The following is a 19,161-nucleotide window of genomic DNA, read 5'->3' as shown; positions in this document are numbered from 1 at the left end:
CTGGGGTCGTTGGGCGCCGTGTCGTTTAGGTTTCCATTTGATAACGGGACGGTAACGAAGCCGGTTTTACGTTTCTGACTCGACATCGCTCGTGATGATTTCGTAACCTATTCGAGACATTGAGTTACCGCCACGGTGTACACATCACCGGTGCTCAATACGAACTGAAGATTTAAGCGCCGCGTCTGGCCCCTCCTAAACATCCGGGGGCCGAGCGGAGATGGCCCTACAGGAACGGGTCATCGTCGAACGCTAGGCCCGCCCTTGGGTCAGAGCTTTTGTTCGCGTCATGTGGAGAGTAGTCATATGGATTGCCTTCTCCTAGTGAGCGAAAGTAGGCGCGCAGGAAGATTTGGAGTTTAAATTCGTGGCTAAGCACCGTCGTCAGGGCAACCTGAACACCCGTCGCATCGCATCCACTGCTGCTGTTGCTGCTACCGCAGCTGTTACCGTCCCTGCCGCTGCTAATGCGGCTGAGGTTGTCGTCCCGGAGACCGATATCCGCTTCGAGGTTGCTGGTCTGGAGAACGTCCCGAATATCAAGCAGCTGCCGAACATTGACCGTTACATCCCGGCCTTCAAGGCTGATCAGGGCGCGGGTTACGCCGCTGCTGTGGAGGCTCCGGTAGCTGAGGCTCCGGCGCCGGCACCGGTTCAGTCCGTGGGCGAGAAGGTTCTCGAGGCTGCTCGCTCCGCCGTCGGTTCCCCGTACGTCTATGGTGCCAACGGCCCGAGCGCTTTTGACTGCTCGGGTCTGACCTCGTGGGCTTATCGCCAGGCTGGCGTGTCCATTCCGCGCACCTCCCAGGCGCAGGCTTCTGCGGGTACCCCGGTGTCCCTCGATGCCCTGCAGCCGGGCGACATCATCGTCTACTACTCCGGTGCATCCCACGTTGGTATCTACACCGGCCACGGCACCATCATTGACGCGCTGAACTCCGGCACCCCGGTCGGCGAGCGCTCCCTGAACTACATGCCGATTCACTCCGCTGTTCGCTTCTAAGCGAACCTGGCGATTTGGCTAACCCCTTCCGCTGCTCTTGCCATGTTGATGGCGAGGGTGGGGAAGGGGTTCGGCTATTCTAGAAGCCGTTATGCTTTTCCTTGACTGAGGGTATAATTCAGTCATCTATTAACCTTCTCTTAGTTTCGGGGGTATTCATGTCGCGTCGTGGCATTGCGTGTGCCGTCGCTGCAATCGTTGTGGGTGCGGCTCCGGTGGTCGTCCTGTCGCAATCTGCAGTGGCTCAAGAGTTCCTCCAGGAGCAACCGCAAGAAGCGGCAGGGGAGCAGGCACCCGAGGATCTGAGCGATCTCATTGAGCGCATGGCGGACGTCGCCCAGCGGGTTTCTGCCAAGGGTGAGGAAGTCAAGGGGCTTGAGGATGAGCTCGCAGAATCGGAGAAGGAGATCGGCGAGCTGGAACGCAAGGCTGAGGAGGCGCAGCGCAATTCCGAAGACGCCTCCGTGGTTGTCGCTGAGCAACAGCAGCGGATCGATTCCCTGGCGCAATCGCGCTACCGCCGAAGCGCGGCAACGCCAGTGTCGGCAGCCCTTGATGCCAACGACGTAGCCAGTGCGGTCGAGCGCATGGGGTACCTGGGGGCTTTGACGAGGGCTGCCAAGCGTGAAGAGGAAGCCATGGTGGCTGCCGCCGCCGCGGCCGACGAGGCGCATCAGCAGGCAGTCGATGCTACTGAGGAAGCGCGCCTCAAGCGCGACGAGCTGCAGGCACAGCGCGATGCGGTTCTCAAGGAGCAGGCTGACCTGGAAGAGCAGCAGAAGGAGCTCGAAACCAAGGTTGATGGCTTGAGCCCTGAGGCGCGCCAGGCATGGGTTGAGCACTTTGGCGGCTCTGCCGACCTTGACTTAGCTGCGTTGGCCGATGGTTCGGGATCCGCCGCTGTCCAAGCAGCACTCACCCGCATTGGTGCCCCGTATGGCTGGGGAGCAACGGGCCCTGATGTGTTCGATTGTTCCGGCCTGATGGTGTGGAGCTATCAGCAGATGGGGAAGAGTATCCCGCGCACCTCGCAGGCGCAGATTGCCGGCGGCACCCCAGTACCGATCGATGAACTACAGCCCGGAGACATTGTGGGCTATTACGCCGGCATTACCCACGTGGGAATGTATATCGGCGACGGTCAGGTGGTTCACGCCTCCACCTATGGCGTTCCCGTGGCAGTGGTGCCGCTTCATTCCATGCCCGTTCAAGGCGCCGTCCGCTACTAGGCCATGGCGCGCACACTCCTAGTAACGAATGATTTCCCGCCCACCATCGGCGGGATTCAGTCTTATCTTCGAGATTTTCTGGCAACCCTCAACCCGGAGGACGTCGTCGTCTTCGCCTCGACCCAAGATGGTGACGCCGCTGCCGAGTATGACGCGACGCTGCCGTATACCGTGGTTCGCTGGCCACGCACCATCATGCTTCCGACACCAGCCACCGCGCGCCGGATGCAGAGTCTGATTCGTGAATACGATATCGAGACCGTGTGGTTTGGGGCGGCAGCCCCGCTTGCCCTTATGGCGCCGGAGGCCCGGGCGGCGGGCGCTCGCCGGATCGTTGCCACGACGCACGGTCACGAGGTGGGCTGGTCCATGCTTCCCATAGCCCGGCAGGCCCTGCGTCGCATTGGTCAGCATGCCGATGTCATCACGTATATCTCGGACTACACGCGTACCAGGTTGGAACCCGCGTTTGGTACCCATGCGCGCTGGGTGCACTTGCCTTCTGCGGTTAATCTGGAAGACTTCACTCCGGCCACGGAGGGAGAAAAGCAGAGCGCGCGGGAGCGCTTTGGACTCGGCCCAGGGCCCGTCATCGTGTGCATCTCCCGCTTGGTTCCCCGCAAAGGCCAGGACCAGCTCTTGCGGGCGATGCCGGCGGTACGGGCACGCTTCCCGGACGCCCAGGTACTCATCATCGGTCGCGGACGCTATGAGCAGACACTGCGCGAGCTAGCGCGTCTGTACTGCCCCGACGCGGTGTTGCAGGAGGCGCGGGACACCGAAGAATTGCAGTTGGCGCTTCATGCTGCCGATGTGTTTGCCATGCCGGCGCGCACGCGGGGTGGGGGACTCGACGTCGAGGGCCTCGGCATCGTTTACCTAGAAGCACAAGCGGCGGGGTTGCCGGTCATTGCGGGTGACTCCGGTGGTGCACCGGAAACAGTAACGTCCGAGACCGGCATCGTCGTGCGCGGCTCCTCAGTTCTGGAACTTGAGCAGGCCTTGTGCACGTTGCTTGGCGACGTCCCCGGGGCCCGCCGCATGGGGGCGGCAGGGCGCCGTCACGTGGAGGAGCACTGGACGTGGGAAATCATGGGCGCACGATTGCGTGAGGTTCTGGAATGTGATCGTGGGCAGGCCGGGGTATATCCTACTAGTCATGCTTGAACACACTTCCTCCGCTGACGGTGGCCACAGCGGCCTCACCATCGGGTTCGATATTGGTGGAACCAACTTGCGGGCCGCGGTGATTAATCCCGCCGGAGAGATTGTGGATTCGACAAGCGTCCCCACGGCCAGGGAAGCGCAGACACTCGAAGATGACATCGTGCGCTGCGTAGACAACTTGGCAGCATCCCATGACATCGAGGCCGTGGGCCTTGCCCTCGCGGGCTTTTTGGATCCCGAGTGTGAAGTTGTCCGCTTCGCCCCGCATTTGCCGTGGCGTAACGCCCCAGTACGCGAGATCCTCAGCAGGCGTTTGGACGTGCCGGTCCGCCTTGAGCATGACGCCAATTCAGCCGCGTGGGGCGAATGGCGCTTTGGCGCTGGGCGCGGTGCGAAAGAATGGGTTTTCTTTGCTGTGGGAACGGGCATTGGCGCCACGCTTTTTACTGAGGGAAAAATCTACCGTGGAGCTTTCGGCACCGCCCCGGAGTTCGGGCACCTTGTTGTGTCGCCAGGCGGGCGCCTCTGCCCCTGCGGCAAGCGCGGGTGCTTAGAGCGCTACGCTTCCGGAACCGCTTTGCCGGACACCTGCGCAGAGCTGCGCGGCGAGTATGACACCACCTTGTCGGAGAATCCCTCCGGCGAGGAGATCACCGCAGCAGCTAGGCAGGGCGATCCGCTGGGGATAGCTGTCATGGAGAACTTCGGTCAGTGGCTCGGGCAAGGGTTGTCCATGGTGGCAGATGTGCTCGACCCAGAGCTCATCGTGATTGGCGGCGGGGTGTCCAAGGATGCGGATTTGTACCTGGATCGGGCGCGGGATGCCATGGCTCGGCAGATCGTCGGAGCCGGTCACAGGCCTTTGGCCCGAGTGGCAACCGCGAAGTTGGGTTCGGCGGCAGGTATGATCGGAGTCGCTGATCTCGCCCGCCAGGAGCACCGAGGTTAACACCGCACATTTTTCTTTCACCGAGCAGCACTGCTTGCTCGGCACACACAGATAGGACTATAAGCGATGCGAAACAAGTGGTACTGGGCCTTTAAGCACATCTTTTTCGGCCCGGCCCTTCGAGTGTGGAACCGCCCATGGTCCGAAGGTATGGATCGCATCCCGGAGTCTGGTCCGGCAATCTTGGCATCCTCCCATCAAGCGGTGATGGACTCCTTCTACTTCCCGCTGTTGTGCCCGCGGCAGATCACCTTCTTGGCAAAGAGTGAGTACTTCACCACCCCCGGTTTCGTTGGCCGCCTGCAAAAGTGGTTCTTTAGCTCCGTGGGGCAGGTGCCGATTGATCGCGTCAACAAGGACGCCGGTGACGCGATGCTGGTGAGCGCACAAAAAATTTTGGGCCGCGGGGATCTCTTCGGTATTTACCCGGAGGGGACTCGTTCGCCCGATGGGCGCATCTACAAGGGGCGCACCGGTATGGCCCGCATCGCGCTAACCACCGGTGAGACAGTAATACCGATCGCCATGCTCAACACCCGTAAGGCTAATCCAATCGGTTCGTGGGTTCCGCGTCCGGTGCGCGTCGGCATGCGCGTTGGCGAACCCATCGACCCCCACGCATGGGCCGCTGAGCGCAACCTTGATCCGCAGGATCACGCCACCGTGCGTGCTTTCACGGACTACGTGATGAAGCAGTTGTCTGAGCTGTCCGGTGAGCCGTACGTCGACGTCTATGCCTCCGACGTGAAGGCGTCCCTGCAAGCTGGGCACGGCTACCCGGAAGGGGCCGAGCCCAGTTCGGAGGCGCGGTAGTCAGTGACTTCCTCCCCGTCTCAACGCTTAGCGTGGCCTGATGTAGCAAAAGGGATTTCCATCCTGGGCGTCGTGCTGTTGCACATCACGCTTACGGTTCCAGAATCGAAGGGCACGTGGTTGGCCGCTTTCAACGTGTGGCTCGACCCACTGCGCCTGCCCCTGTTCTTTTTGGTGAGCGGGTTCTTCGCGCAAAAGGTTTTTCGCTTTAGCTTCGCAGAACTCTTTACTCGCCGCCTGTGGTACTTCCTTGTTCCTTATGTGGTGTGGATGCTGGTTGAACAGCAGACCAAGCGCGTGGAGTACCACTGGGTATTCGGGGATCCCGTGTTCGATTTCAGCCAGATGACGGCCAGCCTGCTCGTGGGCCATTCCATGGCGTGGTTTCTGCATTCGCTGATTCTGTTCAATATCTTCCTCTGGTGCGTGCGCAAGCTGCCCGGGTGGGCGGCGCTAGCGCTGAGTTTTAGCCCTATTCTGTTCATCGCATGGCAGGCGCAGTTCACCTCGATCGCGAAGGCCATCATGTTCCTTCCCGTCTTCGTTGCCGCTGCTTATTTCCGGGATGCAATCTCCGCCTTCGCTTCCGCTATCGAGGCCCCCTTCAAAGGCGAGTGGGATTACCGGAGCTTTTGGGCGTATTCCGGCATGGTTGGGGCCTACGCCATCGGGTTCTTTATCCGCCGCGCGTGGGATAACTACGCTGGGGCCGTCGAGGTCACGTGGTTGTTGCCAGGCACGGAGGCGTTGGTGAGAGATGACGTCCATATTCTCGTGCGCATGGTAGAGCAGTTCTTCGAGGTTCCGGTGGGAATTGCGGTGGCGGTGGCCGTGTCCTATATACCGGTCTTATCCACCGGACTGCGGTTTATCGGTTCGCACACGCTGCCCATCTACCTCGGTCACCCGATTGGACTTACCGTCCTTTGTGGCTACCCCATGGCGCTCAACCCGCGCGAGGTAAGCTTGGCTGGTCAGTGGCCGTTGGAAAATACCTGGTTCTGGCTCAGCATGTGCTTTGTTTATTGCGCGATTGCGTCGTTGGTCCTGTGGGTCTTGGGCAAGGTGCCCGTTGTGGGCTGGACGCTGAAGCCGCCGCCGATCGGTGCGAGTAGGAGAACCACGGAACCGCCCTCGGCAGGCTTGAGCTTGAGCCAGAAACTCACTGCGACAAGGAGCACCACGACAAAGAAATAGTCGTTACCTAGAGCCTGCTGCCACCAGGACCACTCCAGTTCCAGCTGCTCGCCGTGGGGGACAAGCCAGTGGCCGCGGGCTAGCAGCACGAACCACGTGAGGCCTGCGAGGAACCAGTAGCGGCGCGCGGTGAGGTAGACCGCGGCTAGGCACAGCCACGTGAAATGGTGGGACCACGAGACCGGGGAGCACAGCAGCGCCGCCGTGGAGGCCAGTAACACGAGTTCTATCTCTGAGGATGTGTGCTCCATGACCCACCACAAGACTGCGACGATGAGAGCGCAGCCAATCAACCACAGGCCCGATGCTTCCTCGGGACTAACACGGCTGAGCAAGCCTCGGAGGGATTGGTTGCTGGAATAGGACAGCGTGCCGATTCGGGAGGAGTCCCGGAGGATGTCAGTCCAGTACGCCGCAGAGCTTGCAGGGGAGGCGAGGTAGCCCACCACACCGCAGGCGATGAAGGCACCTATCGCCGTGGCGAGGGCACGCCAGTCGCGGCGAACGAAAAAGACCGCGAGGAAGACCGCCGGGGTGAGCTTGATCGCCATAGCAACGCCGGTCAGCACACCTCGCCACGAGGAGCGTGGTCTGAGCAGCAGGCAGTCGACAACGACGGCCGCGGTCAGCAGGAGATTCACTTGGCCGAAGCTGAAATTCTCGGTAATCGGTTCGGTGAGTGCGCAGGCGAGCAGCGCCCACGTGGCCCACCAGTCGGGGCGGTCAACTTCGCAGCACCGCGAGATAACGGCGTAGAGACATACCCAGAGCGCACCGAGTGACGCCGCAGTAAGAAGGAGAGACAGCGGCCACAGCGGCATCCACGACACCAAGGCAAAGAGCGCTGCAGCAAAAGGCGGGTAAGTAAAAGGCAGCGACACGCCGTTGCCGAGAACGTAGCTTTGCGCGTAGAGATTCTCCCCGCGGAGCAGGGCCTGCCCTCCCTCTCGGTAGACATCGAGGTCAACATGGTAAAACGGCACAATTCCGCCGCTGTTCATCGACGCCGCAAGATGGATAGTCCACGGCACCGTTGCCAGCCCCACCAGAAGGAGTGGAAGGAGGAGCGAGGAGAGAGCTTTCTTCACGCAGCTGAGTATAGGCCCCCAGTGGCACGGCTCCTCTAGGCAGCAGACTAGGATACGGGGCGTGCGCTACTTCTACGACACCGAGTTTATCGAGGACGGATCGACCATCGAGCTGGTCTCCATCGGCATTGTCGGAGAAGACGGCAGCGAGTATTACGCGGTATCCACCGATTTCGATCCGGGCAAGGCCAATGCGTGGGTGCGCGACAATGTACTGGATAAACTCCCGAGCCCGGCGGATCCCGTCTGGAAATCGCGCGAGACCATCCGCGAAGATCTCCTGAAATTCTTGGGCCGCCACTCCACCCCCATCGAACTGTGGGCCTGGGTCGGGGCTTATGACCACGTGGTGCTCGCCCAGCTGTGGGGAGACATGGCGAGCCTGCCCAAGGGGCTCCCGCGCTACACCCGGGAACTCAAGCAGTACTGGGAGTTTGCGGGCCGCCCCAAGCTGCCTCCCGTGCCCAACGGGAACCACGACGCGTTGGTCGACGCCCGCCATAACCTGGCCAAGTTTCGCATCTGTGAGCAGCACTTGCCGCTGACTCGGGGCAACCGCGTGAGCTGATCGTGAATTAATACCGTGACCTAAAAGTCCATTAACTAACGCGCGACAGGCCCGAGATGGTTAAATACTGGGTGTGAGTTGGACAGTAGATATTCCCAAAGAAGTGCTTCCTGATCTGCCGCCGCTGCCGGAGGGGATCAATGAGAAGTTCCAGGACGCCATTTCCCGCGAGGCGAAGCAGCAGCCCAGCTGGGATCAGCTGCAGGCTGATAACGTGCGAAAGATCCTGGAATCCGTCCCGCCTATCGTCGTGGCTCCAGAGATTGAGGAACTCAAGCGCAAGCTTGCCGACGTCGCCTTGGGCAACGCCTTCCTCCTCCAGGGAGGCGACTGCGCGGAGACTTTCGAGTCCAACACGGAACCGCACATCCGCGGCAACATCAAGACGCTGCTGCAGATGGCCGTCGTCTTGACGTACGGCGCTTCCACTCCGGTGGTGAAGCTGGGTCGTATTGCTGGCCAGTACGCTAAGCCGCGCTCCTCTGATTTGGACTCGAACGGTCTGTACAACTACCGCGGTGACATCGTCAATGGAGTGGAGGCCAACGAGGAATCCCGCCGTCACGATCCCGCCCGCATGATTCGCGCCTACGCAAACTCCTCGGCGGCAATGAACCTGGTTCGCGCGCTGACGCACTCCGGAACCGCGGACCTGTACCGCCTCCACGAATGGAACCGAGAGTTCGTGGCCAACTCCCCGGCGGGTGCTCGCTACCAGGCCTTGGCTGATGAAATTGAAAACGGCCTGGCCTTCATGAATGCCTGTGGGGTGTCGGATGAGACCCTGCGCTCGGCGGAGATTTACTGTTCCCACGAGGCCTTGCTGAAGGATTACGAGCGTTCCATGCTGCGCTTGGGTACGGACTCTAACGGCGAGACCAAGCTTTATGACCTGTCCGCGCACCAGCTGTGGATTGGTGAGCGTACCCGTGGTCTCGACGACTTCCACGTGGCGTTTGCTTCCATCATCGGCAACCCCGTGGGAATCAAGCTTGGCCCCGGCGTGACGCCGGAGCAGGCAGTGGAGTACGCGGAGAAGCTTGACCCGAACCGTGAGCCGGGCCGTCTCACCATGATCGCGCGCATGGGCCACGATAAGGTGCGCTCCGTGCTGCCCCCGATCATCAAGGCAGTGGAGGACTCCGGCCACAAGGTGGTGTGGCAGTCCGATCCGATGCACGGAAACACCTTCACGGCGTCGAACGGTTACAAGACCCGCCACTTCGACAAGATCGTCGACGAGGTCCAGGGCTTCTTCGAGGTGCACCGCGAGCTGGGTACCCACCCGGGCGGCGTGCACCTGGAGTTCACCGGTGAGGACGTCACCGAGTGCCTCGGCGGCGCTGAGGACATCACGGACGTGGACCTGCCGGGTCGCTACGAGTCTGCCGTGGACCCGCGCCTGAACACCCAGCAATCGCTGGAGCTGTCCTTCCTCATCGCAGAAATGCTGCGCAACTAGAGTCTGCGCAGCGTCTAGCTGCGCAGACTAGTACGGCCTCCAGAGAATCGGCCAGGTGCCGTATTCTCCGGAGCCAAACCACCAGGCGGCCACGGCGACAGCCAAGGTGGCGAGGCCGACGAGGACGAGGAACCCGATGAGCCCGACCGCGCTGCGGTTGCTCAACGGACGTTCCTCCGGCTCCTCTTCGGCCCCGGCCGCATATGGTTCTGGCACGGCGGGGGAGGGCGCCGGGGTGTCTACCGGTGCGGCAGGCAGGGGGAAAGCGTCCTCGCGGGTTTCCGCCCGTGTTTCACGCGTGGGGGAATCGGGCGAGGGGATTGCAGAGGTCGCTTCGAAGACACGCGTATTGTCTGTTCCCGAAAAGTCTGTAGGTACTGCAGCGGTACGTGCGGCGGCCGAGTTTCGCGGGACGGGGACCGTGAACTGTGGCAGTTGCAGTTCCCGGGAAACGTCATCCAAAGCATCGAGGAATTCACCCGCGTCTGCAAAGCGTTCGGCTGGGTTACGTGCGGTGGCGGTGGCCACGAGGGCGTCGAAAAGCATCGGCACCCCCTCAATGCGTGAAGATGGTGCCACCACATCCGCGTGCACGCGCGCGGTGGCGTGCGCCAGCGGGGTGTCACCGTGGAAGGGGACTGTGCCCGTCAACAACTCGAACAGGACGATTCCAGCCGAGTAGACATCGGAAGCCGGCGTGATATCCGCGCCAGTGACTTGCTCGGGGGAGAGGTAGCTTACGGTACCGACGATCTGGCCGGAGCTATCATGCTCCGCCTTTGCGGAGCGCACCAAGCCGAAGTCACCCACCTTGACTCGGTGGTTATCGGTGATGAGAACGTTATCCGGCTTGATATCGCGGTGCACGAGGCCGGCGTGGTGGACTTCGGTGAGCCCGGCCAAGACCGAGTGCATCACGCCGGCCGCAGCGTGCGGCGGCATGGGTCCGCGTTCCGCAAGGAGCTCGCGCAACGTGCCGCCGGTGATGAGCTCCATGATGAGATAGATGGGCAAACCATCCGCGGAAAAGTCATGCACGGCGACGAGATTGGGGTGGCTCAGCTGCGCCATCGCGCGGGCCTCGCGCTTAAAGCGGGTGACGAAGACGGGGTCGTCGTGATAGCGCTCATCCATCACCTTGGCAGCTACTGCGCGGCCCAAACGCATGTCCACGCAGCGATACACAGTGGACATGCCGCCGCGAGCGATCGGCTGATCAATGCGGTAGCGTCCTTCAAGAATGTCGCCCACGTTCAGCCTTGTCATGGGTTCCAGTATGGTCGATCCTCTCCTCAAAGTGTGATCCCGCTACAGTTGTGTCTGTGACTAATTCTGCGAACCCTGAAGAGAATTCCCATCCCGAGCTTCCGCAACTTCTCGCCGGAGAGAAGCTGCTGACGCTTAAAGAGGTAGCTGAAAAACTCGATCTGCCCATTACTCGCGTCTTCGATCTGCTCAATGCCCGGAAGTTCATCGCGTGGCGGGACGCCGAAGGCCAGCGCCTCGTCCCGGAAGCGTTTTTCAATGCCAAGGGCGTCATTTCCAAGCACGTGTCCGGCGTCATCACTGTTCTTTCGGACAACGGCTGGGGTGACAACGAGATCCTGGCGCATCTTTTTACCGAGGACGAGTCCCTACCGGGCCGCCCCATCGACGCGCTGCACGGCCACCTCGCGCGGGAGGTTATACGGCGCGCGCAGGCTTCGGCGTTTTAGACGGCGCATCAGCACCAGGCGCAGTTGGTTCAGCGGCGGTGCGTGGAACACCATCGAAAATCCACTGTGTGGCCAACCATGCCACGACCACCATGGCAATCACCCAGAACCAGTTGTAGAGCTGGTGATTACCGTCGCCGGCGAAGGCCACACCAATAAAGAGAGCTGCGCCGGTGGTGAGCTTGATGAGCGGTAGTGGTGGGCGAAAGGTTCCCATGAGCGTGAGTACTGAGGCGTAGTACCACGGCAGCGTCACAGAGTTGAAGACGAACGCCACCTGGTAGGCCGCGGCCGTGGCGGCAATGGCGCGGCGCACGCCCGTGCGCCCCCACCACCACACAAGGACAAGGCCCAGGAGCATCAGGAGCATCGCGGCCGAGCGCAGCACGGTGAGCACGCCGTTATAGGTGGTATCGGGGGAGAAGACCTGGATGAGCGGAACGAGAATATCGGCAAGCAAGGTGGGGCCGGCCAAGGGGTTGATGACCTTAGAATTACCACTGATCTGAGACAGCCAACCCCACGAGCTTCCCGACGCCCATGTGATCGCCGCCACCGCCAACGCGACCTCCGCCACGGCGATAACGCCGGATAGTAGGAAGAACCCGACGCGCTTGAGCGGCTTCGTTCCCTTCGGCGCCCAGTGATGCAGCATGAGCCACACGATGAACGGCGCGGCGAAGACGGCGGTGGCCTTGAGGGACACTGCCACGCCAACGAGTATGAGGCTGAGGTGGAACTTGTGGTGCACAGCAGCGAGAAGGCCCAGCGATACCAGCCCCACCATGACTGATTCGTTGTGCATGCCGCCGATGAGGTGCAAAACCATCACCGGATTCGCCACTCCCAACCAGAGTGCTAGGGCGGGGTCGCCGCCGATGCTTCGGGCTAGGCGTGGAATTGACCAGGCGATGGCTGCAAAACCAAGGACGGAAATTGCCTTGTAGACGATGATGCCCGCAGCAACGTTATCGCCCACCAGGTGGGTTACCCCGTTGCCCATCCACAGGTGTAGCGGCCCGTAGGGCGTAGTGGTGTTGCGCCAGTCGTGAGAGACCTCAAGCAGGAAGGGACCGGGGTTAACGGCTGCGCCCTCGACGTAGGGGTCGAAACCATCGCGCACCATCGCGCCTTGCATCAGGTAGGAGTACACGTCCCGGGAAGCCAGCGGTGCGGCGCACAGCAGCGGGGTGACCCAGCAGATCAACATCCGGCGGATGTCTGCCAGTGCGCCGTCTGGTTGCGGGTTCTTGAGCTGTGGGGCAATGAAGTGGCGGCCCGCCAACACCCATGCGGCGACGAGGCCAAACAGGCCAACCCAGTAGAGGACCATGCCAATGTTGCGGCCGTGGCCATAGGCAAGGAAGCTGATGTTGAGCGCCTCAAGAAAACCTCCGCGATTCCGGGTCGCGCCGCCGGAGAAGGAGGCGAGCGCCAGGACGATCGCAGAGACGATGCCCAGTGGCAGGGGATGGGGAATGCGCAGGGGCACGCGCGTGGATGCGGAGCGAGCCATGCTACATCCGGCGGGCCGTGGACTTGTGAGCAAGTTCTTCCAAAACCGCTGTGACCTCGGGGTCAACCTGCGCGTTGTGCAGATGATCGAGGCCGGAACGCGTGAGATCGCTGATGCGCTGCTCGACGACGTCCGGCGCACCGGAATCAGCAATGATCTGCGCCATGCGGGCAATGTCTGCGGGGTCCTCCGTCTGCCCGATGAGGCGGCGAAGCTCAGCGGCGGCTGCGGGATCGGTGGCGTCCGCGCGCTGTAGGGCCAGCGACAACAGAACCGTGCGCTTGCCTTCGCGCAGATCGTCTCCGGCGGGCTTGCCGGTGATAGCCGGGTCACCGAAGACGCCGAGCAAATCATCGCGCAGCTGGAAGGCGACACCGATGTCCTGGCCGTAACCGCGGAAGGCAGCAACGAGTTTTTCGGGTGCGCCCGCTATAACGGCGCCCAGATGGAGGGGGCGCTCGATGGTGTACGCGGCAGTCTTGAACCGGTTCACCGAGTCCGCCAACGTGGCGTCCTCGGAGCCGGCGGCTTCCAGGGAGATGTCCAGAATCTGGCCGCCGATGACTTCGCGGCGCATTGCCCGCCATGGTGCGCGGGCGCGCGCCAGCGCCTCGGGGCTCAAGCCGGAATCTTGAAGCATGTCCTCCGCCCAGACCAGGGCCATGTCACCGATGAGGATGGCCAGCGATTGCCCGAAGAAATCAGCGTCGCCGCTGAGCCCGAGCTCGCGGTGGCGAGCAGCAACGCCGCGATGGACAGTGGGGTTGCCGCGCCGGGTATCGGAAGCATCCACGATGTCGTCGTGGATAAGTGCACAAGCCTGAATGAACTCCAAGGACGAGGCAGCGCGGAGCATTGCCTGCGGGGACTCAGTCCCGTCGAGCCCGTGCGCACCGACAAAACCTGCCCACGCGTAGAGGGGGCGAATGCGCTTGCCGCCGTCCAGGACGAAGGAATCCAAATAGGAGATCGCGTCGGCCACCGGAGAGCCGATGGCCGCGATGGCGTCGCGCTGACTGTCCAAGAAAAGCTTAAGCTCCTCGCGCACGGCTGCGGGGATGTCGTTCAAGGAAGGTATCTGCGGTGTAGTCACGCCTGCTACTTTACCTGGGTAGCTATGCCGGCTTGCCGCCAGGTTAAGCGGTGTCGGCTGGTGTCAGCGGCACCGTCGATTGCAGGATGGCGAAGGGGCGCGCATCGGCGGGGTAGTAGAGCTGGCGAAGGAAATCACTAAATCCCATCTTGCGGTAGAGGCCGAAGGCGGAGTTTGCCTCGTTGGGAACTTCCGGAGTGGAAAGCAGGATGTAGCGCGCGGGAAGGTTCCACGCCAAGGCTTCGAGCAGTGCGCGCCCTAAGCCGCGACCCTGTTCTTCAGGCAGCACGTGAATCTCCGCCAGCTCGAAATAGTTGTGGAGAATGTCTTCTTGTTCCGGGGTCGGTCCGCCACTGGCGGTGAGCGCTCGGCGAAGCTGTTTGTCCCACCACGTGTCCGGAGAGCCAAAGAATCCGTAGGCAAAGCCTGCAATGCCGTAGTCGGTGGTGGCCGCGACGCAGGAAAACCCTGGGCGTATGAGATCTGCGCGCCACCGCGAGATAGAGACGTCGCGCACTGACTGGCTATAGCCCATTGCCGCGATGTAGATATCCACCAAGCGCGGGACAGCAATGGCGAACTCTTGGGGGCTTAGGCGGCGCAGCGTGTAACTCACATCTCTAATAACAGCAGATTCTTCAGGCATGTGAAAGCGCACAGAGAAACTATCTTCTGCACATCCAACCGCCATGGAGTCAGAGTACGTGTTCGAAAAGAGAAGAAATATCGCCCATCCCTATTGTTTAAATCGAACACATGAACTAAAATTAGAGGTGGATGTACGAAGGTGGTTTTACGGTGAGTCTCATCAGCGAACAGCAGCAGAAAGTCAACAGCACAGTCTTCATTGACAAGCTCAGGAAGCAGCCCAAGGAGGAGAGGTTATGGCACAGGTAATTTCAGCAACGGCAGCGGCTCGGGGCCGGAACAGGGAGGCGATGCAGCGCGTGCGCCGTGACCGCTTCCTCGGTCAAGCGTTGGATCTGTTGGTGGATGCGCGCCGTAGCGCTGCGGAGGGGCGGTTCGAGGACGCTCTTGAAATGGCATACCGCGCCTCGCTTCGTGCTGCGGGCGCGCGTGTGGCGGCGTCTGCGGTGTCGCGCCGTCGGCGCTTGCCTACCTCTGCATGGGAGCAGGTAGCTCTTATCGGTCCGGCGGATGCTCAATGGGCCGCAGAATTCACAGACTATTCCCGCGTGCGCTCGCGCGTGGCCTCCGGAATGGATCCGGTGCCCGCTGCGGATACGGTCTACCAGTACTTGGCGCTTGCCACACGTTACGTGGACGCGACCGAATCTGAGCTGGGCTTCGGTGGGCTGGCCGCCTAGTGAGGGCGTGATTGCTCCGGTAGCAGGGGTGCAGGGATGCCCAAAAACTATGGACTGTCTTTGTGGGAACTATCTCGCTATCCTTGACGTTATAGAGGTAGTAAACATAGTTCCCAGTTCCACTACCTAAACCCAAATCATTACGGAGGACGCTGTGGCCCTTTCTGAGCACGAACAGCAAGCGCTGCGTGAAATTGAACAATCGTTGCTGGCCAACGATCCTGATTTTGGCGCGTCTGTGTCCGGTGAAACTTCTTTCGGCGGCAACTCGGGTGCCATCACCCTCCGTGGGGTGGCCTTAATCGTTGTCGGTCTGTGCATGATGGTGGGCGGAATCGCGTTGGCCCAGCAGTCCCTGTGGTTCGTTATCCTCTCCGTACTTGGCTTTTTGGTCATGTTTGGATCCGGTGTGTGGATGCTGCGCGGAAATTCGGAAGATTCTCTGGTTGCCGCCGGCGCACCAGCATCCGCTAAGCGGCGCAACAAGCAGTCCAAGAAGGCTGGCAGTGACGTTGGAAACCGCCTTGAAGATAACTTCCGCCGCCGTTTCGAAGGAAACTAAGCGCTAGAAGCATCCCAGCAGCCCTTCGCTCTATTGTGAGTCGGAGGGCTGTGGCACGATGGCATCGGCCATGGCGTACAGGGTTTGCGTTATGCCCGGGAGCTGCTCGGGCGAGCGGTTTGCCAATTCTGATGCGCGAACGATGGCGGCGTTGAGCAGCGAGATATCCGCTCTGGAAACGCCAGGGCAAAACTCGTTAACGATCGAGGCAAACCCACCATGTGACTGCTGCACTGCCTCATCCGCAAAAGCCTGGGGGAAGTGCTGCGCGGCGGTCATCAAATGGCCGTGCGCACTATGAATAAAGAGCTCGAGCGTAGCGTCGACATAGGCGTGGATACGCTTCTTAGGCTCCGGGGAGGCTACCGCCATGGCAGACTCGAGCTGCTCATTCCACGATTGGGTGGCCTGAATTAGCAGCTGCACCAGTAAATCGTGCTGGGATGATACGTATCGATAGACGCTGGGTCGGGCAAGACCGACCTCCGCGGCGACTTCGGCCAAGGTGGGGACTGCACCATGGCTTGTGATGATCAGCTTTTCGGCAGCCTCGAGCACCGCGCGGTGCTGGACGGCGCGGTGCTCGGCTACTGTCGTTTCAGTGATCTTTGGCATGCGTGTGAGTCTACGTTAAGCTGCGCATTCTTTGCTTATCGCTGGGCGGAGGTGGTGGCCGGTGTTAAGCGGCCGTCGACCATCTCATAGACCTTGTCGCAGTGATCGAGAACCTCGTAGTCGTGAGTGACCATAACGCCCGCGACGTTGAAGTCATGGCACTCTTGTGCCAAGAGCGCAACGATCTCCTGGGAGCGTGCGCGATCGAGGGCGGCAGTGGGTTCGTCGACGAGCAGCACCTGTGGATCGCCTACGAGTGCGCGCGCGATACCGACGCGCTGGCGCTCACCGCCGGAAAGGCTGCCGGGCCGGTGCTTCGCGCGATGCGCCATGCCGACCTTCTCCAGCAGCTCGGCGCTGGAGTAGCGCCCAGTCTTGCCGATGACCTTGCTGGCCAATTCGATCTGCTCCTCCGCCGTCAGTGCAGACGGGAGATTGCCAGAGGACTGGAAGACGAAGCCGATGTGGTTGCGGCGGATCTGCGCCAGTTCGGAGTCACCCAGCGGCACGATGTCCTCGCCCGCGACGAGGACTTGGCCGGAATCGGGCGTCGTCAAAGCGCCCGCGACCGCGAGCAGTGTGGACTTTCCGGAACCGGAGGGGCCAACCACGGCAACGAATTCGCCTGCCTCAACGGTGAGATCGACGGAATTCAGTGCCTTAACGTGTGAATCTCCGTCGCTGTAGCTGATGGTGACGTCTTTCAGTTCCAAAGCGTGGCTCATCGGTTTTCTCCTAGGGCTGCGAGGGGGTTGGTTCGGGTAACGCGGACGACGGCAATGAAGGCGCCGAGCAGTCCGGCGACGAAGAGAATGAGACCGCCATTGATGACAGCGCTGAATTCGGTGGCGTAGGGCATAGCCGTTTTCTCTAGGAGGCTGCCCAGGCCAACGGCGATGAGTGCGCCGGCGAGGATTGATACGAGGAGGATGACCACCGCTTGGCCGAGGCTATCGCGCAGCAGGAAGCTCTTGGTGGCGCCCATTGCGCGAAGGGTGGCGATATTGCCGGCGCGCTGGATGGTCCACACGAGGAAGAAGGCGCCGGTAACGAGCGCGGCAATGACATAGAGGAACCAGGTGATCATGGAAAGGGTCATCATTTCGGCGGTGTAGCCGGGGGAGGAGTCGAAGCTCTCTTTGAGAGTTCGAACGTCGAGGCCGGAGCGCTCGGTGAGAGCATCGGTATCGGGCTTATCCGCCGTGCGAGCGACGATGACAGATGCTTCCTCATAGGCCTCTGGGGTGACAGCTTCGCCGTGGCGCCCGCCGGCGTGAACCTCTTGCCAGATATCGAGCGGCAGGTAGGCCACGTCGACGTGGCCGAAGGTTCGCTGGTTGTCGGTGAACCCGATGACGTTGAGGGGGATATCCAAGCGGTCGAGGGTGATGGTGTCGCCCACCTCGATCCCCTCGTCCTGCAGGGTGGAGGACAGGATGATGTCGTGTTTCGTGTTGCTGGGCTTGCCATCTGTCCGGGCGGTGTCGATTGGGGGCAAGCCTGCCGGTGCGATGAAGGAGTCAGGTTCTACTCCGAAGAGTGTGAGGTCCACCGCCGTGGCGTCCTGGTTGTGGGCGTTAGCAATGGTCAGGCCCAAGGGGGTGGCTTGGTCCACGCCCTCTAGTTGAGAGAAGGACTCGGCATCGGAGGCATCGACAACCGAGCGGGTGAATGCAGAGTCTTTCTGCGTGCCATCGGCGAAAGCGATGACGTTGCTCTCCATCGCCTTGAGGCCGGAGACGCCGTCGTTGACCAAGCCTGCTGTGAGACCGGAGATGATAACGACGAGCATGGACATGAGTGCAAGGACGACGCCCATGAGGAGGAATCGGGTACGCGCGAAGAGCATCTCGCGCCAAGCTAGATACATGAAGGAACTTCCTAGTGTGTGGGGTGAAAGTAGGTTGGCGTGTCACCCTGCGTGCCGCAAGATGGCAACATGATGTTTCTATCATGGCGACGCAGTGTTTCTAAAAACTTGTGCGGGCATCTTGCGTGGGGAGGGGAGACTTTTCGTGCGATTTCCCGATTTTCCCCACTTTGCCCCACCTGTGCTGCTCGCCGGTCGGAAAATGTCGGCCCGAGGGCTCTTTGGGGCGTGGTGGGAAGGTGTAAACGTCAGGAATATGGGGGTGGTGGGGAAAATTACATGCTAAGAGGTCAAAGTTGCGTGAGTGAATACGTGGAAATTGGCCTGTTTAAGGGGGTGTGTCAAGGGGAGTCTGGGAAAACTTCCCACTGGAAAAACTGCCTTTTACCTGCAATGTTTTTGCGACACGCAGATTGTTGCGGTGATAAAGGTGTGGGAGGTGGGGGAAAGTGGGGTAGAGTGGGGCGTAGCGGAGGAGAGTTGCTCTCTTGTCGCGAGAGGAATCCGGAGTTTTCGAGTGACAGGAAGGTGGACCCGGGGATGTTTCTCGGCACCTACACTCCCAAGCTCGATGACAAAGGACGGCTCACGCTTCCGGCAAAGTTTCGCGAAGAACTGGCTGGCGGCCTCATGGTCACCAAAGGTCAGGATCATTCGCTCGCGGTATACCCGCGGGAGGAGTTCGCGGCGCGAGCTAGGAAAGCAGCGGCCGTGTCACGCACCAACCCAGAAGCGCGTGCGTTCATCCGTAACTTGGCAGCGAGTGCGGACGAGCAGCGCCCCGATGGGCACGGACGTATCACGCTGTCCGCAGGGCACCGTGAGTACGCAAACCTGACGAAGGAATGCGTAGTTGTGGGCTCGGTTGACTTCCTCGAAATCTGGGACGCAGCCGCGTGGGCTGAATACCAGGCGCAAACTGAAGACGCTTATTCGGCGGCAGACGCCGATGACGTACTTGCCGGGCTGCTGTAGAGCTTCCTGGC

General features: G+C 61.2%; 19 protein-coding genes and 1 pseudogene. 12 read left to right on the top strand and 8 right to left on the bottom strand.

Translation table 11 applies throughout. From position 1 onward, the window contains the following. The first annotated feature begins 367 nt into the window (after positions 1-367). The 6 genes from HMPREF2526_RS08055 (at position 368) to HMPREF2526_RS08030 (ending at position 6,358) form a co-directional block, all read left to right on the top strand. Positions 368-1,003: a C40 family peptidase gene (locus HMPREF2526_RS08055; protein WP_046648126.1), complete on the top strand. Its 636-nt coding sequence runs from the start codon at positions 368-370 to the stop codon at positions 1,001-1,003. 158 nt (positions 1,004-1,161) lie between these two features. Next, positions 1,162-2,232 (top strand): C40 family peptidase, encoded by a 1,071-nt coding sequence (locus HMPREF2526_RS08050; RefSeq protein WP_070512419.1) that lies wholly within the window; start codon positions 1,162-1,164, stop codon positions 2,230-2,232. Positions 2,233-2,235: 3 nt separating this feature from the next. Continuing rightward, entirely contained in the window at positions 2,236-3,399 is a 1,164-nt protein-coding gene (locus HMPREF2526_RS08045; RefSeq protein WP_070515781.1) for a glycosyltransferase family 4 protein, read from the top strand. Then, positions 3,392-4,348 (top strand): ROK family protein, encoded by a 957-nt coding sequence (locus HMPREF2526_RS08040; RefSeq protein WP_070546882.1) that lies wholly within the window; start codon positions 3,392-3,394, stop codon positions 4,346-4,348. Before HMPREF2526_RS08045 ends, HMPREF2526_RS08040 begins: the two co-directional genes overlap by 8 nt. A gap of 66 nt (positions 4,349-4,414) precedes the next feature. After that, positions 4,415-5,161 carry a lysophospholipid acyltransferase family protein gene (locus tag HMPREF2526_RS08035; protein WP_046647947.1) on the top strand — a complete coding sequence of 249 codons (747 nt, stop codon included), beginning with the start codon at positions 4,415-4,417 and terminating at the stop codon, positions 5,159-5,161. A 3-nt stretch (positions 5,162-5,164) separates the two neighbouring features. Continuing rightward, on the top strand, positions 5,165-6,358 hold the full coding sequence (locus HMPREF2526_RS08030) for an acyltransferase family protein (RefSeq protein WP_070546879.1): 1,194 nt from the start codon (positions 5,165-5,167) through the stop codon (positions 6,356-6,358). A 194-nt stretch (positions 6,359-6,552) separates the two neighbouring features. Here HMPREF2526_RS08030 and HMPREF2526_RS13625 read toward each other — a convergent pair. Further along, positions 6,553-7,359, bottom strand: a pseudogene (locus HMPREF2526_RS13625) (glycosyltransferase family 87 protein); the annotation flags it as partial. Between the two features lie 148 nt (positions 7,360-7,507). Here HMPREF2526_RS13625 and HMPREF2526_RS08025 point away from each other — a divergent pair. Together HMPREF2526_RS08025 and HMPREF2526_RS08020 are read left to right on the top strand one after the other, a co-directional pair. Further along, positions 7,508-8,014, top strand: a complete 507-nt coding sequence (locus tag HMPREF2526_RS08025) for a polyadenylate-specific 3'-exoribonuclease AS (protein WP_070515775.1) — start codon at positions 7,508-7,510, stop codon at positions 8,012-8,014. A gap of 73 nt (positions 8,015-8,087) precedes the next feature. Next, positions 8,088-9,476, top strand: coding sequence for a class II 3-deoxy-7-phosphoheptulonate synthase (locus HMPREF2526_RS08020; protein WP_070546876.1), 1,389 nt, complete (start codon positions 8,088-8,090; stop codon positions 9,474-9,476). Between the two features lie 27 nt (positions 9,477-9,503). Here the strand turns inward: HMPREF2526_RS08020 and HMPREF2526_RS08015 are convergent, their stop codons facing one another. Further along, positions 9,504-10,742, bottom strand: coding sequence for a protein kinase domain-containing protein (locus tag HMPREF2526_RS08015; protein ID WP_070512437.1), 1,239 nt, complete (start codon positions 10,740-10,742; stop codon positions 9,504-9,506). A 56-nt stretch (positions 10,743-10,798) separates the two neighbouring features. Between HMPREF2526_RS08015 and HMPREF2526_RS08010 the strand changes: the two genes are divergently transcribed. Beyond that, entirely contained in the window at positions 10,799-11,191 is a 393-nt protein-coding gene (locus HMPREF2526_RS08010; protein ID WP_369816152.1) for an Rv2175c family DNA-binding protein, read from the top strand. Here the strand turns inward: HMPREF2526_RS08010 and HMPREF2526_RS08005 are convergent. From HMPREF2526_RS08005 to HMPREF2526_RS07995, 3 genes are read right to left on the bottom strand one after another with little or no spacing between them, the layout of a single operon-like run. Further along, positions 11,160-12,707, bottom strand: a complete 1,548-nt coding sequence (locus tag HMPREF2526_RS08005; protein ID WP_070512443.1) for an alpha-(1->6)-mannopyranosyltransferase A — start codon at positions 12,705-12,707, stop codon at positions 11,160-11,162. The genes HMPREF2526_RS08010 and HMPREF2526_RS08005 overlap by 32 nt on opposite strands. A 1-nt stretch (position 12,708) precedes the next feature. Continuing rightward, the gene (locus HMPREF2526_RS08000; protein WP_070512446.1) at positions 12,709-13,800 is read right to left on the bottom strand and encodes a polyprenyl synthetase family protein; all 1,092 of its coding nucleotides are present in this window, start codon (positions 13,798-13,800) and stop codon (positions 12,709-12,711) included. Between the two features lie 43 nt (positions 13,801-13,843). Then, complete coding sequence (locus HMPREF2526_RS07995) at positions 13,844-14,416, bottom strand: GNAT family N-acetyltransferase (RefSeq protein ID WP_070512448.1); 573 nt, start codon at positions 14,414-14,416, stop codon at positions 13,844-13,846. Between the two features lie 268 nt (positions 14,417-14,684). On the opposite strand from HMPREF2526_RS07995, the gene HMPREF2526_RS07990 reads away from it, so the two are divergent. After that, positions 14,685-15,128 carry an SAV_6107 family HEPN domain-containing protein gene (locus HMPREF2526_RS07990; RefSeq protein ID WP_046647958.1) on the top strand — a complete coding sequence of 148 codons (444 nt, stop codon included), beginning with the start codon at positions 14,685-14,687 and terminating at the stop codon, positions 15,126-15,128. 154 nt (positions 15,129-15,282) lie between these two features. Then, positions 15,283-15,690, top strand: a complete 408-nt coding sequence (locus tag HMPREF2526_RS07985; protein WP_046647959.1) for a DUF3040 domain-containing protein — start codon at positions 15,283-15,285, stop codon at positions 15,688-15,690. Positions 15,691-15,720: 30 nt separating this feature from the next. Here HMPREF2526_RS07985 and HMPREF2526_RS07980 read toward each other — a convergent pair whose 3' ends face one another. From HMPREF2526_RS07980 to HMPREF2526_RS07970, 3 genes are read right to left on the bottom strand one after another with little or no spacing between them, the layout of a single operon-like run. Further along, positions 15,721-16,305: a TetR/AcrR family transcriptional regulator gene (locus HMPREF2526_RS07980; RefSeq protein ID WP_046647960.1), complete on the bottom strand. Its 585-nt coding sequence runs from the start codon at positions 16,303-16,305 to the stop codon at positions 15,721-15,723. A 35-nt stretch (positions 16,306-16,340) separates the two neighbouring features. After that, complete coding sequence (locus tag HMPREF2526_RS07975) at positions 16,341-17,030, bottom strand: ABC transporter ATP-binding protein (RefSeq protein ID WP_046647961.1); 690 nt, start codon at positions 17,028-17,030, stop codon at positions 16,341-16,343. Next, the gene (locus tag HMPREF2526_RS07970; protein ID WP_070546873.1) at positions 17,027-18,175 is read right to left on the bottom strand and encodes an ABC transporter permease; all 1,149 of its coding nucleotides are present in this window, start codon (positions 18,173-18,175) and stop codon (positions 17,027-17,029) included. The genes HMPREF2526_RS07975 and HMPREF2526_RS07970 overlap by 4 nt, the downstream gene beginning before the upstream one ends. A 540-nt stretch (positions 18,176-18,715) precedes the next feature. Between HMPREF2526_RS07970 and mraZ the strand changes: the two genes are divergently transcribed. Further along, positions 18,716-19,150, top strand: a complete 435-nt coding sequence (gene mraZ, locus HMPREF2526_RS07965; protein ID WP_046647963.1) for a division/cell wall cluster transcriptional repressor MraZ — start codon at positions 18,716-18,718, stop codon at positions 19,148-19,150. Positions 19,151-19,161: the final 11 nt, after the last annotated feature.

This window comes from Corynebacterium sp. HMSC070E08, from assembly GCF_001808895.1.
Lineage (GTDB): Bacteria > Actinomycetota > Actinomycetes > Mycobacteriales > Mycobacteriaceae > Corynebacterium > Corynebacterium hiratae.
The sequence above is the reverse complement of the archived record's forward strand: the minus strand, read 5'-3'. Positions and strand labels throughout refer to the sequence as shown.

What these genes read in the sequence shown, in the direction of transcription:
- HMPREF2526_RS08045 (WP_070515781.1), top strand. Translation starts at nt 2,236, where the DNA reads ATGGCGCGCACACTCCTAGTAACGAATGATTTCCCGCCCACCATCGGC.
- HMPREF2526_RS08050 (WP_070512419.1), top strand. Translation starts at nt 1,162, where the DNA reads ATGTCGCGTCGTGGCATTGCGTGTGCCGTCGCTGCAATCGTTGTGGGT.
- HMPREF2526_RS07980 (WP_046647960.1), bottom strand. Translation starts at nt 16,305, where the DNA reads ATGCCAAAGATCACTGAAACGACAGTAGCCGAGCACCGCGCCGTCCAG.
- HMPREF2526_RS08015 (WP_070512437.1), bottom strand. Translation starts at nt 10,742, where the DNA reads ATGACAAGGCTGAACGTGGGCGACATTCTTGAAGGACGCTACCGCATT.
- HMPREF2526_RS08035 (WP_046647947.1), top strand. Translation starts at nt 4,415, where the DNA reads ATGCGAAACAAGTGGTACTGGGCCTTTAAGCACATCTTTTTCGGCCCG.
- HMPREF2526_RS07990 (WP_046647958.1), top strand. Translation starts at nt 14,685, where the DNA reads ATGGCACAGGTAATTTCAGCAACGGCAGCGGCTCGGGGCCGGAACAGG.
- HMPREF2526_RS08040 (WP_070546882.1), top strand. Translation starts at nt 3,392, where the DNA reads ATGCTTGAACACACTTCCTCCGCTGACGGTGGCCACAGCGGCCTCACC.
- HMPREF2526_RS08005 (WP_070512443.1), bottom strand. Translation starts at nt 12,707, where the DNA reads ATGGCTCGCTCCGCATCCACGCGCGTGCCCCTGCGCATTCCCCATCCC.
- mraZ (WP_046647963.1), top strand. Translation starts at nt 18,716, where the DNA reads ATGTTTCTCGGCACCTACACTCCCAAGCTCGATGACAAAGGACGGCTC.
- HMPREF2526_RS07970 (WP_070546873.1), bottom strand. Translation starts at nt 18,175, where the DNA reads ATGTATCTAGCTTGGCGCGAGATGCTCTTCGCGCGTACCCGATTCCTC.
- HMPREF2526_RS07975 (WP_046647961.1), bottom strand. Translation starts at nt 17,030, where the DNA reads ATGAGCCACGCTTTGGAACTGAAAGACGTCACCATCAGCTACAGCGAC.